The sequence below is a fragment of the Bradyrhizobium sp. 134 genome (assembly GCF_023074155.1).
Classification (GTDB): domain Bacteria; phylum Pseudomonadota; class Alphaproteobacteria; order Rhizobiales; family Xanthobacteraceae; genus Bradyrhizobium.
On record NZ_JADPKX010000034.1, the window covers coordinates 854232 to 868211 of the forward strand.

10 protein-coding genes are annotated in these 13980 nt (G+C 65.3%); 3 read left to right on the forward strand and 7 right to left on the reverse strand.

Features of this window, described 5'->3' with window-relative positions:
* Positions 1-81: 81 nt before the first annotated feature.
* The gene (locus IVA75_RS13635; protein ID WP_247285474.1) at positions 82-1398 is read right to left on the reverse strand and encodes a mechanosensitive ion channel domain-containing protein; all 1317 of its coding nucleotides are present in this window, start codon (positions 1396-1398) and stop codon (positions 82-84) included.
* Between the two features lie 211 nt (positions 1399-1609).
* On the opposite strand from IVA75_RS13635, the gene IVA75_RS13640 reads away from it, so the two are divergent.
* The gene (locus IVA75_RS13640; protein ID WP_247285384.1) at positions 1610-3403 is read left to right on the forward strand and encodes a potassium/proton antiporter; all 1794 of its coding nucleotides are present in this window, start codon (positions 1610-1612) and stop codon (positions 3401-3403) included.
* A gap of 169 nt (positions 3404-3572) precedes the next feature.
* Here the strand turns inward: IVA75_RS13640 and modC are convergent, their stop codons facing one another.
* The 4 genes from modC to mepA form a co-directional block, all read right to left on the reverse strand.
* Positions 3573-4235 (reverse strand): molybdenum ABC transporter ATP-binding protein, encoded by a 663-nt coding sequence (modC, locus tag IVA75_RS13645; protein WP_247285385.1) that lies wholly within the window; start codon positions 4233-4235, stop codon positions 3573-3575.
* A 2-nt stretch (positions 4236-4237) separates the two neighbouring features.
* Positions 4238-4933 (reverse strand): molybdate ABC transporter permease subunit, encoded by a 696-nt coding sequence (gene modB / locus IVA75_RS13650; RefSeq protein WP_027565844.1) that lies wholly within the window; start codon positions 4931-4933, stop codon positions 4238-4240.
* Between the two features lie 11 nt (positions 4934-4944).
* The gene (gene modA, locus IVA75_RS13655; RefSeq protein WP_247285386.1) at positions 4945-5727 is read right to left on the reverse strand and encodes a molybdate ABC transporter substrate-binding protein; all 783 of its coding nucleotides are present in this window, start codon (positions 5725-5727) and stop codon (positions 4945-4947) included.
* A gap of 256 nt (positions 5728-5983) precedes the next feature.
* Positions 5984-6928, reverse strand: a complete 945-nt coding sequence (gene mepA / locus IVA75_RS13660; RefSeq protein WP_027565842.1) for a penicillin-insensitive murein endopeptidase — start codon at positions 6926-6928, stop codon at positions 5984-5986.
* Between the two features lie 468 nt (positions 6929-7396).
* On the opposite strand from mepA, the gene IVA75_RS13665 reads away from it, so the two are divergent.
* Positions 7397-9559, forward strand: coding sequence for an EAL domain-containing protein (locus IVA75_RS13665; RefSeq protein ID WP_247285387.1), 2163 nt, complete (start codon positions 7397-7399; stop codon positions 9557-9559).
* Between the two features lie 45 nt (positions 9560-9604).
* Here IVA75_RS13665 and IVA75_RS13670 read toward each other — a convergent pair whose 3' ends face one another.
* Positions 9605-10348, reverse strand: coding sequence for a hypothetical protein (locus IVA75_RS13670; RefSeq protein WP_247285389.1), 744 nt, complete (start codon positions 10346-10348; stop codon positions 9605-9607).
* Between the two features lie 209 nt (positions 10349-10557).
* Positions 10558-11712 (reverse strand): acyl-CoA dehydrogenase family protein, encoded by a 1155-nt coding sequence (locus IVA75_RS13675; protein ID WP_247285391.1) that lies wholly within the window; start codon positions 11710-11712, stop codon positions 10558-10560.
* A gap of 344 nt (positions 11713-12056) precedes the next feature.
* Between IVA75_RS13675 and IVA75_RS13680 the strand changes: the two genes are divergently transcribed.
* Positions 12057-13694, forward strand: a complete 1638-nt coding sequence (locus tag IVA75_RS13680; protein WP_247285393.1) for an amidase family protein — start codon at positions 12057-12059, stop codon at positions 13692-13694.
* Positions 13695-13980: the final 286 nt, after the last annotated feature.

Below are 13980 nucleotides of genomic sequence, written 5' to 3' on the forward strand. Positions count from 1 at the left end.
GGGTCTGATTTAAGGCCCTAATTTAATGATCGCGAGCCTGCATGCAAGCCAAGCTTGGCGGGCATGCGCCCGAAAACCGGTTCAATTCGGGACTTCTACGGTGGTTTCCACCGGCAGCGCACCGCCGCGGATGCGGATTTCGCGGACGGGGTAGGGAACCCGGATGCCCTCGCGCTTGAAGGCGTCCCACAGCGCCAGCATCACGTCGCTCTTGACGTTGTCCATGCCGTCGGGGTCGGCGATCCAGAAGGTCAGCGAGAACTTCATCCCGGCTTCGGCGAACTCGGTCAGGATGGAATTCGGCGGCTTGCCCTTCTGCGCGCGCGGATGCGCGGCCGCGGTCTCGGCGGCGAGCTTGCAGACCAGTCGCGGGTCCGCGTCGTAATTGGTGCCGAAGGCGATCTTCACCAGCGTGTTCTTGTCGGTGTAGGTCCAGTTGACGACCTTTTGCGTCACCAGATCCTCGTTCGGCACCAGGAATTCGCGGCCATCGCCGGCGGCGACGGAAATATAGCGCGTCTTCATCGCGCTGATCCGCCCGGTGTTGTCGCCGATGGTGACGAGATCGCCCGGCTTCACCGATTTGTCGGCGAGCAGGATGATCCCCGAGATGAAATTGGCGACGATCTTCTGCAGGCCGATACCGATGCCGACACCGACCGCGCCTGAGAACACCGCGAGCGCCGAGAGATCGATGCCGACCGTGCCGAGCGCGATCACGATCGCGACTGCAAGCAGGCCGATGCGGATGATCTTGACCAGCAGCACCTGCACCGATGGCGTCAGATCGGTGGTCGAGTTGATCCGGCTCTCGGCGAAATTGCTGGCGATGTTGGTGAGCCAGAGCGCGATGAGCAGCAGCGCACCGGCCTTGATCACCAGCAGCGGCGTCAGCCGCAGGCCGCCGAACACGATGGCGAAGGAGTCGAGCAGGTCGACCGTCGCATCGAGTTGGCCGAGGATCGAGAGCGCCGCGACGAACCAGGCCGTGATCGACACCAGCTTGACGATGAAGGCGTTGCGCAGCACCGAGGTCAAGAGCCGGATCGCGAGCCAGGCCAGGCCCAGCTTGGCGGCGACCATCAGGAGATAGCTGCGGCTCGGCCAGGTCGCGTGGTACATCACCACGCGGGAGACGATCACGAGCAGGGTGAACACGGCCGTCGAGGCGCTGGAGACCATCACCCGGACGAAGTGCCGGAGCGGCAGCGGCCAGCGCATCGCCAGCGAGGTCATGTCGACCCGGCTGCGAACGGCGGCTTCCGCGGCATAGGCGATGCCGGCCGCGGCCAGAATGAGCCCGAATTGCAGGTAGAACCAGGGCGAGGAGATTTCCGCCCCGACGCTGCGCGCGGTGGTCCGCACGAACTCCATGAAGTCTTTGAGGTCCATGTCTATCGGTCTCGTCGGGGAGCGGGCGGGAGGCATTGATTCGAGCGCGCCGGAGAATCCCACAAAGGGCGCGGCCGGACCACCGATACACCGCCAAGTGAAGTGCGTTAAGGCCGCAAAATGCGGGCAGATTGCCGCGAGCGGGAGAAAATGGGTTGGCGTGGGAGTCTGCCGACGATAAGGATGCAATTCCAGCGATTTCGTACCCGGAAGGTGGATGGCTTCCCTCGACAGTGTCAGCCTCGCCATATTGCTCGGCGCCGTCCTGGTGTTGGCCGGGATCCTGTCAAGCCTGCTTGCGCTGCGCTTCGGCGCGCCCCTTCTGCTCGTCTTCCTCGCGATCGGCATGCTCGCGGGCGATTCCGGTCCCGGACAGCTGCAGTTCGACGACGTCCGAACCACCTATCTGGTCGGCTCGGTCGCGCTCGCCCTGATCCTGTTCGACGGCGGCTTGCGGACCCGCTTTGCCAGCATCCGCACCGTGCTCGCGCCTTCCATGGTGCTCGCGACCGTCGGCGTGCTGCTGACCGCGCTGATCACGGCGCCGTTCGCGAAATATGCGCTCGACCTCAACTGGACGGAGTCGTTGCTGGTCGGCGCCGTGGTGGCCTCGACTGACGCGGCCGCAGTGTTCCTGCTGGTGCATACACAGGGCCTGCGCCTGCGCCCGCGCGTCGGCGCGACGCTGGAGGTGGAATCCGGCACCAACGATCCCTTCGCGATCTTCCTGACCCTGATGCTGGTCGAGTACATCTCGCTGGGAACAGGCACGGCCGCGCATGTGCTGATGGAGTTCGCCCAGGAGGCCGTGCTGGGCGCCGTCGTCGGGGTGATCGGCGGGCGTCTGGTCGTCATCGCGCTCAACAAGGTCGCGCTGCCGCAGGGCCTCCACGCGCCGTTTGTCACCACCGCCGCGCTCGTCATCTTCGGCGGCTCGCAGATCATGCACGCCTCAGGCTTCCTCGCGGTCTATCTCGCCGGCATCATCATCGGCAACCGCCCGACGCGCGCGCATAATTCGGTGGTGGCCTTCCTGGACGCCGCGACCTGGCTGGCCCAGATCGTGATGTTCGTGCTGCTCGGCCTGCTGGTCTCGCCGAGCCGGCTTGGCGGCAGCGTGCTGCCGGCGGTGGGGGTCGCATTCGTCCTGATGCTGGTGGCGCGGCCGATCGCGGTGTTCGTGTGCCTGACGCCGTTCCGCTTCAACTGGCGCGAAAAGATCTTTATCGCCTGGACCGGCCTGCGCGGCGCGGTCGCGATCTTCCTGGCCTCGATCCCGATGCTGGTCGGGCTGTCGAAGGCCTATCTCTATTTCGACGTCGCCTTCGTCGTCGTCATCATCTCGCTCCTGCTGCAGGGCTGGACCCTGGGGCCGGCCGCGCGCAAGCTCCATGTTGCGCTCCCGCGCGCCGAACGCGGCCCGCGCCGTGTCGAACTGGATCTGCCTGGGCAGCTCGAGCAGCAGCTCGTCGGCTATCCGGTGCGGTCCAAGAGCCTGTATTTCCGCCGCGGCCTGATCCCGTCCTGGTCGAAGCCGACGCTCGTGATCCGCAAGGAGAACATCTTGACGCCGGCGGAAGCCGAGCCGATCGCGCCCGGCGATTACATCTATCTGCTGGCGCCGCCGGAAAAGGCCGAATCGCTCGACCGCTTCTTCGTCGACATGCAGCCGAGCTCGGCGCCGGACCCGCATCTGCTGGGCGACTTCATGGTCTCCGGCGAGCACACGCTCGCCGAGCTCGCGGAGATCTACGGCGTGGAGGTCGGCGAGGACGAGCGCGGGCACACGCTCGCTGATTATTTCGACGTCCATCTCGAACGCGCGCCGAAAGAGGGGGCGGAGCTCGTGCTGGATCCGATCGTACTTGTGGCGCGCTCGATCTCCGGCGGCCGCGTCAATGTCGTCGGCCTGCGCCTTCCGGAAGACGAAGAAACGCCCGCGCCGTTGACCCGCAGGCAGGCCCTGCGGCACAAGCTCGCGGATTTGTGGAGCTCGGTGGCCGGGGTTTAATTGCAGTGTCGTCCCGGCGAAGGCCGGGACCCATAACCACAGGAAGTTATTTGGCGAAGACCGCCTGCTATTCTTCGCCGGTACTCCCACTGCCGCCTACCGATAAAGCACGCGGTATGGGTCCCGGCCTTCGCCGGGACGACGGCGGTGGGTGCGACGGCCAGTATGGCTACGTCAGCACCTTCACCCCGCCGAACGACGTCACCCGGCCCTGCTTCAGCATCACGATCTGCGTCGCGAGCTGGCGCAGCTCGGCCACGTCGTGGCTGACATAGACCATGGGGACATTAGCCTCGTCGCGCAGCCGCACCAGATAGGGCAGGATCTCCAGCTTGCGGCCCTCGTCGAGCGCGCCGAGCGGCTCGTCGAGCAGCAGCAGGCGCGGCCTTGACAGCAGCGCGCGGCCGAGCGCGACGCGCTGGCGCTCGCCGCCGGAGAGTTTTCCGGGGCGGCGACCCTGCAGCGCGCCGATGTCGAGCAGCTCGATGACGCGCTTGTGCTGCGCCGGATCGGGCGCGAGGCCGTTCATCCGCCTGCCATAGTCGAGATTTTGCGCGACGTTGAGATGCGGAAACAGCCGCGCATCCTGGAACACATAGCCGATGCGGCGGCGCCAGGTCGGCACATGAATGCCGGACGCGCTGTCGTCGACCGTCTCGCCGTCGATCACGATGGTGCCGCGGTCGGGCCGCAGCAGCCCCGCGATCATGTTGACCAGCGAGGTCTTGCCGGCGCCCGACGCTCCGAACAGGCCGATGACGCGGCCTTCGCTTTCGAAGGATGCGGACAGCGAGAATTCGCCGAGCTGCTTTTCGATGTCGACGCGCAGCATGGTCAGTTCCCGTGCAATCGCGCGGTGGCGCGGCGGGCGAACCATTCGGCCGCGATCAGCGCGCCGAGCGCCAGCACGATCGAGACGATCACGAGCCGTCCCGCAGCGGCGTCGCCGTCCGGGGTCTGGATCAGCGAATAGATCGCGGACGAAATCGTCTGGGTCTCTCCGGGAATGTTGGAGACGAAGGTGATGGTGGCGCCGAATTCGCCGATCGCTTTCGCAAAGCCAAGCACCATGCCGGCAAGCACGCCGGGCAGCGCCAAGGGCAGCGTCACCGTGAAGAACACTTTGAAAGGAGTGGCGCCGAGCGTCTCGGCGGCCTGCTCGAGCCGCCGGTCGATCGCCTCGATCGACAACCGCATCGGACGCACCAGCAGCGGAAACGCCATCAGGCCGCAGGCAAGCGCAGCACCGGTCCAGCGGAAGGCGAAGACGATGCCGAGAGTATCCGCCAGAAAACCGCCGACGAGGCCGCGGCGGCCAAAGGTCAGCAGCAGCAGATAGCCGGTGACGACAGGCGGCAGCACCAGCGGCAGATGCACCAGCGCATCGAGCACCGACTTGCCCCAGAAATCACGCCGCGCGAGCAGCCATGCCAGCGCAATGCCGAACGGCGTTGCCACCAGCGTCGCGATGACGGCAACCCTGAGCGAGAGCAGGATCGCCGTCCATTCGGCGGGAGAGATGTCGAGCATCAAATCGCAAATCAAGTGGAGGGGCTGATCAGGAACTTGAAACCGTATTTTTCCAGAATGGTCTTGGCGGCGGTCGAGCGCAGGAAGGCGAGATAGTCGCTGGTCTCGCCCTTTGCTGTCGTGGTCGCAGCGACGGGATAGATGATCGCGGGATGCGAATCCGCCGGGAAGGTGCCGACGATCTTCACGCCGGGCTCGACCTTGGCATCGGTGGAATAGACGATGCCGAGGTTGGCCTCGCCACGCGCGACCAACGTCAGCGCGGCGCGCACGCTCTCGGCCATGGCGAATTTCGGCTCCGCCGCCTGCCAGGCTCCGAGGCTCGTCAGCGCCGCCTTGGCATACTTCCCAACCGGCACGGACTTGACGTCGCCGGTCGCGATCCTGCCGTCGCCGGCGAGCTTTGCGAGGTCAAAACCCTGCGCGATGGGCACGTTCTCGAGCCTGGAATCTTTCGGCGCGATCAGCACGATGCTGTTGCCGAGCAGATTGACCCGGGTCGGCTCGTTGATGGTCTTCTTGGAGATCGCGTAGTCCATCCAGTCGGTGTCGGCGGAGACGAACACATCGGCCGGCGCGCCCTGCTCGATCTGCCTGGCGAGCACCGAGCTTGCGGCATAGCTGACGCTGAACTTGACGCCGGTCCTGGCGGTGTAGGCCGCGTCGACCTCGTCGAGCGCGTTCTTCATCGAGGCTGCCGCGAACACGGTGATGGTCTTGTCTTCGGCTCCAGCAGGCGAAAGGCTCGCGGCCAGAAGGAACATAGCCGAAAGCAGCACGGAAAGGCGGGACATCGGAAGCGCTCCATGCGCGCGTTCAGGGCACGCAAGGCGGCGCGCGCAAGACGGCGTTGGTTGAATTAGGCTTGCGACCGGCGGAAGCGCTGTTCCGGCAAGCCCGACGGACTTACGGTCCGGCAAGCGATCGCTGGGTCATCATAACAGGGTGGCCGAACAGGTCAAAGGCGACGGTTCGCATGGCGCCAACCAGGAATTTGTCATCGCGGCCTAGTGCGCAATTGCGCACTAGGCCGGGATGACCGCGGAGGCTTTACCGTTTCGCGTCGCCCGCGTGCAGCACGGCCTTGCACGCCGCCGGCATCTGCGCCAGCGTCATCGGCGGCTTCGGCTTCGGCGGCTCCGGTGGGGGGTTGGGGTGCAGCACGCCGTCGCTGAACCAATAGGCGAGATCGGAGGGCTTGCAGCCTTCGTCCTCGGATTGCGACGGCTGGCCCTCGCAGTCGCTCGCGCCCGCCGGGCAGTGCATGCGGATGTGGAAGTGATAGTCGTGGCCCCACCACGGCCGGATCTTCGACAGCCAGGAACGGTCGCCCTTGGCCTCCCGGCACAGCGCCTTCTTGATCGCTGCATTGACGAAGATGCGCTGCACCGCCGGCTCCTGCGCCGCGTCGCGCAGCACCAGCACATGGCCCGGCGTGAACACCTTCGGATCGATGTCGAGCCGGTCCGGGCGCACCATCATCACCGCCGACATGTCCTCGCGCTCCTCGCGCGAGAGCCGATGGTCCGGCATCGGCGTCAGCCAGATGTCGGCATCGAGGCCGATCTGGTGGCTGGCATGGCCGGACAGGGCCGGCCCGCCGCGCGGCTGGGCGATGTCGCCGACCAGGATGCCCGGCCATCCCGCGTCCTTGTGCGCCCTGGCGGCAAGCCGCTTGATCAGCGCGATCATCGCGGGGTGACCATAGCTGCGGTTGCGCGACAACCGCATCACCTGCCAATTGTCGCCGTTGAGCGGCATCTGCTCGGCGCCGCCGATGCAGCCTTTCACATAGGAGCCGATGACGTGCGCCGGTCCCTTCGACGGCAGCAGCTTTCGCGCGAACAGTTCCTTGGCGCCAATACTGGGATCGTTCGGATTGGCGAGCGGCGGCAGCGGCTTTGGGTTGACGCTGCCCTTGTCCTGGGCCAGCGCGTCGCCGGCGGCCAGGAGCGTCATGACGAGCAGGAGAGGGGCGAGGCGGCGGGGACTCATGTTGACATTCTTATAGCCCAACACCGCGTCAGGGTTAAGAAACAGTCCCTCCGCTGAAATATCGTCTCGAAGTCGTAGTTCCCGGTGCGTCGGCCGGCCGATTTTTAACAATGCGATAACCCTCTCATGCATTGACCAAAATTCGTGCGCGGGACGCGTACTCACCCCCTTCTGCATGCAAGCGCGCGCGATCCCGGAAATAATTCAAGGCAGCGCGCAATTTTGCGCCATCTCGTTCTCCGATGACGACAATGCGATGCGCCTGGAGCGCCCATCGGCGCTGTCGCGCCTTGCAAACGGGCAATGAGGGCTGTTTTTTCGAGACTGCCAGACCTGCCTCCCATCGCCATACTACCCAAGATTACCTTTCTTTCAGACACTTGCCCCAAGAGTTGCGGTCGCTGGGCGCGACTGGGACGAGTGAAGTTGAGTTTGGGGTTTCGAAAGCCAAAAAAGCGAAAGGGAAGCGTGCTTGGCAGGTCCGGCCTGCACCCGCGCAAGCCGCGCTTTGCGCGCGCCCCTCATCCTCCGTCCGAACGCGACGAAGGTCTGCGCGGCCGCGCCGAGGCCGCGATCGCGGAAGCGCGCAAATCCCATGAGCGCCTGCGCCAGGCCATCGAGATCCTGCCGCAGGGCATCGTGTTTCTCGATGCCGAGGGCCGCTACGTCCTCTGGAACAAGCAATACGCGGAGATCTACAGCAAGACCGCCGATCTGTTCGAGGAAGGCGCGCGCCTCGAGGATACGCTGCGCATCGGCGTCGCCCGCGGCGACTATCCCGAAGCTGCCGGCCACGAGGAAGAATGGATCGCCGAGCGGCTGCAAAGGCTTTATCAGCCCGGCGCGCGCCACGAGCAGAAGCTGGCGGACGGCCGCGTCATCCTGATCGACGAGCGGCTGACCGACGACGGCGGCGTCGTCGGCCTGCGCGTGGACATCACCGAGTTGAAGCAGCGCGAGGCCTCGTTCCGCCTGCTGTTCGACGGCAATCCTGTCCCCATGATCGTTTGCGCACTCGACGACGAGCGCATCCTCGGCGTCAACGATGCCGCGGTCGCCCATTACGGCTGCAGCCGCGCCGAGTTCGAGCTGCTGACGATCCGTTCCCTTCAGGCCTTCGACAGCGAGCCGCCCTGGACCACCGATTCGGCCGGCGAGGAGCAGGCCGGGCGCACCTGGAAGCACGTCAAGGCCGATGGCGCCCTGATCGACCTTGCGATCTATTCGCGCGAACTGACCTATGCCGAGCGGCCCGCGGTGCTGCTCGCGCTGATGGACATCACCGAGCGCAAGCGCGCCGAGGCACGGCTCGCCTTCATGGCCCAGCATGACGGGCTGACCGGTCTGCCAAACCGCAATTTGTTGCGCCAGCAGATCGACGAGATGCTGCTGCATACGAGGCGCAGCACCGACAAGGTCGCGCTGCTGATGCTGGGGCTCGACAATTTCAAGGCGGTCAACGACACGCTGGGACACGCGATCGGCGACAAGCTGCTGCGCGGTGTCGGCAAGCGGCTGCGTTCGACCTTGCGCGAGGAGGACGCGCTGGCGCGGCTGAACTCGGACGAGTTCGCAATCGTGCAGAGCGGCCTGACGCGTCCCGAGGATGCGGTGCTGCTGGCCAAGCGCCTGCTGGAAGCCATCGCCGATCCCTATCTGCTCGACGGCCATTCCGTGGTGATCGGCGCCTCCATCGGCATCGCGATGGCGCCGGGCGACGGCGACGATTCCGAAAAGCTGCTCAAGAGCGCTGACATGGCGCTGTCGCGCGCCAAGCTGGATGCGCGCGGCTCGTTCGCGTTCTTCGAGGCGGCGCTCGATGCGAAAGCGCAGACCCGCCGCAAGATCGAGGTCGAGCTGCGCGATGCCATCCAGAACGACGTGCTGCGGCCGTACTACCAGCCGCTGATCGACCTCCAGAGCGGCCGCATCACCGGCTTCGAGGCGCTGGTGCGCTGGCCGCATGCCGAGCGCGGCATGGTCTCGCCGGCCGAGTTCATTCCGGTCGCGGAAGAAACCGGGCTGATCAATCCGCTCGGCGGCCTGATGCTGCGCCGGGCCTGTCACGATGCCGCGACCTGGCCGGACGACGTCCGCGTCGCCGTCAACCTGTCGCCGCTCCAGTTCCGCAGCGGCAATCTGCTTTCGGTGGTGACGGATGCGCTGAAGCATTCCGGCCTGCCGCCGCGGCGGCTCGAGCTCGAGATCACGGAGACGCTGCTGCTGGAGAAAAGCGCCCAGGTGCTGGCGACGTTGCACGCGTTGCGCGCGCTCGGCGTGCGCATCTCGATGGACGATTTCGGCACCGGCTACTCCAGCCTGAGCTATCTGCGCAGCTTCCCGTTCGACAAGATCAAGATCGACCAGTCCTTCGTGCGCGATCTCGGCGCCAATCGCGAGGCCCAGGCGATCATTCGCTCCATCGTCAGCCTCGGCAAAGGCCTCGGCGTCACCATCACCGCCGAGGGCGTCGAGACCGAAGCCGAGCTGAGCTGTCTGCGCACTGAGGGCTGCGACGAAGGCCAGGGTTTTCTGTTCAGCAAGGCCCGGCCGAATATCGAGATTATCAGTCTGCTCGCCGCGCAACGGGGCATCGATGGTGCCGAGGAGGACGCCGCAATGGTGGCCTAGGCCGGGGGATGCCAGCTTGCATCTTGAGTTGGGCGCAGTTGAAATTCAGTGGCCGACAAGTGTTACGGCCTCGGCCGGAGCGGTTTCATGGGACCGCACGAATACGAAGCGGGATGCCGCGGGGATCTGAGCATCGGCGCTGCCATCCTGGCCGATGAGGATGAGTCCCGCGCCGCCATTGGCTACATTCAAGATGACGGGGGCGCCCTGCCAGGTCCTGATTGGCTCCATTCCGATGATCAGAAATTCGCCGATGGGCTGGTCGAAATATTGAAGCCTCAGTTGTAGTCCGACTTCTGCAGCCGCGAGGCCGAAGCCCAGCTGTTTGGCGCGCGCATAGATGTCCGCCAGCAACGCAGTGTCGGTTCGAAAGCCCAGTTCGGCCGCCGACACCGCGAAAAGATCCACGCTTGTTGTCGTGGCGCTGACGGTAAACGTCGGTCGCGCGAGAATTTCGCCGGCCGAGTTTCCGATGCCGCAGCCTGCCGCATCCAACGCGTTACTGAGGGCGAAGAAGTTTGCAAACGTCCCGATCCTGATCGTCTTCCACGCCGGGACATCGACGGCGGATCTGATCGGGATTTGCGGCCCGTCAGAGCGCGCTTGCTTGAGCTTCAGGTGATTCCGCAGGACGTCTCGTGCCGAGCATTGCGCCAGGGCTTCGCTCGCGAACAGGACAGTGCATGCGATGCAGAGGATGGCAACAATGAAAATGCTACGTTGGTGCCATCCCGGCGAATGATGCCGTATGGAATGGCAACTGACTTTCCTGCCAGCTGTTCGGCCCATAACGGACCTCTCTTGCGCAAAGGCAGCGCGCTAGAAACAATTCAGAATTATCACTTCCATATGCTCGGCGCGGTTACAGCGGAAAAGCTGTTGTTTTTTTGTAGCTATAGAAATTGGTCCGGCAAAACCCCCAAAGGTTCAGCGACAAAGACGCCGGTTGGCGAACTCAATATAGGTCAGCGTGCGTGCACTGTCGCAACGGGTCCACGTCAGCGGTCTCCGGAAAGGATCATCTTACCGACGTCTTCGTAATGAGTGTCGCGCGCCTGGATCTGCTGCGCGATGGCGTGCATGTCGCGAAACCGTCGCTCGAACGGATTGCTGCGGAATACGGCCGTGGCGCCGGCCATATGATAGGCGCTGTCGACCACCTTGGCCGACTGGTGAATGGTCCAGGTCGCGGCGAGGCGAACCGAGCTCCGATGCGCCGCGCTGAACGCGCCGGTCGCGCAGAGATCGCGCCACATCGCACTTGCCGTCGCATAGAGATAGGCGCGCGCGGCCCGCAGGTCGCCCTCGGTGCGGCCGATCAGGCCCTGGACCGCCCCGTTGTCGCGCATGGCGCTGGCCGCCAGCGACTGATGCTTGCCGCGCGCCAGCGCGATCGCGGCATCGAGCGTGGCGCGCGCCACGCCGAGCGACACCGCGGCAAAGCCGAGGCTGAAGGTCGAGCCGGTGCCGATCCTGTAGAGCGGCCCCTTCTCGCGTAGCGCGGACGGGACGTCACGAAACGCGGTGAAGCGCTCGGGGATGAAGAGGTCGGCGACCTCGTAGGAATCGGTGCCGGTGCCGGCGAGCCCGATCGCCTGCCAGACGTCGTGCAGCACGGCGCTCGCGACCGGAAACAGGATGGTGCGCACCTCCGCCGAGCCGTCGGCATTCTTGCGCGGCGTGCCGTCGGCGCCGACGATGCGGACATGTGCCCCGAGCCAGCTCGCCTGCCGCGAGCCCGAGGCAAAATCCCAGCCCGCCGTGACGCGATAACCGCCCTCGACGATGCGCGCCTCGTGCGCGATCGCGCCCCAGGCGAGGATGCCCGGCGCCGTGTTGAAGATCTCCTGCGCGGTGTCGTGGTCGAGCGAGGCCGCGATCATCGCGCAGACGCTGCATTGGCCGAGGCACCACGCGGTCGAGGCATCCGCCTTCGCGATCTCCTCCAGCATCTGCATGAAAATCTCGGGCGGCGCTTCCGATCCGCCGAGGCTCTGCGGCAGCAGCGCCCGATAGAGCCCATTCTCGATCAGCGCGTTCACCACTGCCGGCGTCAGCCGCCGTGCCCGCTCGATCTCATCAGCCTCACCCGCAATCAGCGGTGCGATGGCCCGTGCCCGCTCGACCAGGCCAACCCCGGGAGTTGCGTTCATGTCAGCGTTTCCTCGCCCATTCTTGGTGTGAGCGGTAAGTGGCGCGATGGTGGTCTATTTGGTGGGGACGATCAAGATCGTATCCCGGCGCTTGGCTCCGACCCGTCACCCAGAGGTGCGAGCTTAGCGGCGCGAATGCGCCGCTGGGCGAGCCTCGAAGGACGTCGGCCCGGCTGCATCGGGGCCGTTCATCCTTCGAGGCTTGGCCTGCGCTGCATTCGCATCGCATGCCGCGCGCCTCAGGATGACGGAGAGCAAGCGCGTGGTTCAGTGATCGGCTTGTCGCGCAACCAGACTTAATGTTACCATCTGTAGCATATTCGAGGTCGCCCATGAGGCACGCGATGAAGAGGCCAATCCGCCGCGCTGCGGCCGCCGCCGAAGCGCCGAAGCTGACGCTCGCGCACGCACCCAAGCTCGCGCATGCGCCCATGAGCGACATCATCGATGCTCTGGCTGACGGGCAGATCACCGCCACGGCGCTGACCCAATTCTATCTCGCGCGCATCGAGGCTTATGATCGCGATGGTCCGATGCTCAACGCCGTGCGCGCGCTCAATCCCGATGCGCTCACGATCGCGGGCAAGCTGGACGACACTAGGCCGTCGGCTAAACGACCATTGGCCGGCGTCCCGATATTGCTGAAGGACAATATCGCAACCGGCGACAAGCAGCCGACGACGGCGGGCTCGCTGGCGCTGGAGGGCGCACGCGCCAGGCGGGACGCCACCATCGTCAAGCTGCTGCGCAAGGCCGGCGCGGTGATCCTGGGCAAGGCGAACTTGACGGAATTCGCCAACATCCTCGCGATCGACATGCCCTCGGGCTATTCATCGCTGGGCGGCCAGGTGAAAAACCCGTACGTGCCGACGCTGATGGACGATCGTGGCATCCCGGTCGTAGACCCGGGTGGCTCAAGCTCGGGCTCGGCGGTCGCCGTGGCGGCGGGCCTGTGTGCGGTCTCGATCGGCACCGAGACCTCGGGCTCGCTGCTGCATCCTGCCAGCCGCAATGGCCTCGTCACGGTCAAGCCGACCGTCGGGCTGATCAGCCGCACCGGCATCGTGCCGATCGCGCATAGCCAGGACACTGCGGGGCCGATGACGCGCACGGTGCGCGACGCGGCAATGCTGCTGAACGTTCTGGCCGTCAGCGACCCGCGCGATCCCGTGACGGAGCGGCAGCGCAGGCCGGCCGATTACACGGTCGACCTCGTACGCGATGCGATGAAGGGTGCGCGCATCGGCGTGCCGAGCGACCCCGCCGATCCGCTGAACGATTGCTTCTACGGCAAGCTGCCACCCGACGGGGCCAAGCTGATGGCCGAGGTCATCAAGGTGATGGAGGATCTGGGCGCCGTCATCGTGCGCGCCAACATGCCGACACGCGGTTGGATTGCCGGGCCGGGCACCGGCATGGCCGTGCTCAACCGTAATCCGCTCAGCCGCAACAAGGGCAATCCGACCGGCTCGCCGATCGTGTTTCTCTACGAGCTGAAATACGGGCTCAATCTCTATCTCAGGGATTGGGCAACCAATACCGATATCAAGACTATGGCCGATATCATTGCCTTCAACGCGGCGAATGCGGACAAGGCGCTGCGCTTCGGCCAGGACCTGTTTCTCGCCGCCGATCTCACCAAAGGCGATCTGAGCGAGCGCGAATACAAATCGGCCCGTGCCATGGACTTGCTCGCCGCCAAGACGTGCGGCATGGACGCCTATATGAATCAGCACAAGCTGGACGCTGTCCTGTTCCCGGGCGCGACCGGCGCAGCGATTGCGGCTAAAGCGGGCTATCCCAGCGTCATGGTGCCGGCCGGCTTCCTCTCGGAAGCGGGCGACAAGGATACGCCCGACTATCCGCTCGGCGTCAGCTTCGCCGGCCGTGCCTGGAGCGAGCACAAGCTTTTGCGTCTGGCTTATGCCTACGAGCAGGCATCGCAGATGCGCAAGCCGCCGCCCGGTTTGATCGCGCTTTAGAATCTGGTGCTGGTTCGATCAGCAGCCCCGGCAAATGCCGGAGATCTTGCGGTCGACGTTGGCATCCTCCCTATCAAGGAAAATCCTCCGGTCCTATGGTTGTCGTGGGAGCGTCGGCAGCGTGCGGCTGACGGTGGCCGACCGGCGCCGTCCAGGGCCTGTGGTCGTTTCCTTTCCGGGCAGCGATGGATGGGAAGATTGCGCCGAGACTGTGCCTATCGTTGATACGATCGCGACCACAACCAGCATCCTTGAGGTGATCATAGGTGTCTCCAAATGGTTCCCG

Excerpts from the sequence above, each read along its gene's own strand:
- IVA75_RS13670 (WP_247285389.1), bottom strand. The coding sequence starts at position 10,348 with ATGGGCCGAACAGCTGGCAGGAAAGTCAGTTGCCATTCCATACGGCAT.
- IVA75_RS13675 (WP_247285391.1), bottom strand. The coding sequence starts at position 11,712 with ATGAACGCAACTCCCGGGGTTGGCCTGGTCGAGCGGGCACGGGCCATC.
- modB (WP_027565844.1), bottom strand. The coding sequence starts at position 4,933 with ATGCTCGACATCTCTCCCGCCGAATGGACGGCGATCCTGCTCTCGCTC.
- mepA (WP_027565842.1), bottom strand. The coding sequence starts at position 6,928 with ATGAGTCCCCGCCGCCTCGCCCCTCTCCTGCTCGTCATGACGCTCCTG.
- IVA75_RS13640 (WP_247285384.1), top strand. The coding sequence starts at position 1,610 with ATGGCTTCCCTCGACAGTGTCAGCCTCGCCATATTGCTCGGCGCCGTC.
- modC (WP_247285385.1), bottom strand. The coding sequence starts at position 4,235 with ATGCTGCGCGTCGACATCGAAAAGCAGCTCGGCGAATTCTCGCTGTCC.
- IVA75_RS13680 (WP_247285393.1), top strand. The coding sequence starts at position 12,057 with ATGAAGAGGCCAATCCGCCGCGCTGCGGCCGCCGCCGAAGCGCCGAAG.
- modA (WP_247285386.1), bottom strand. The coding sequence starts at position 5,727 with ATGTCCCGCCTTTCCGTGCTGCTTTCGGCTATGTTCCTTCTGGCCGCG.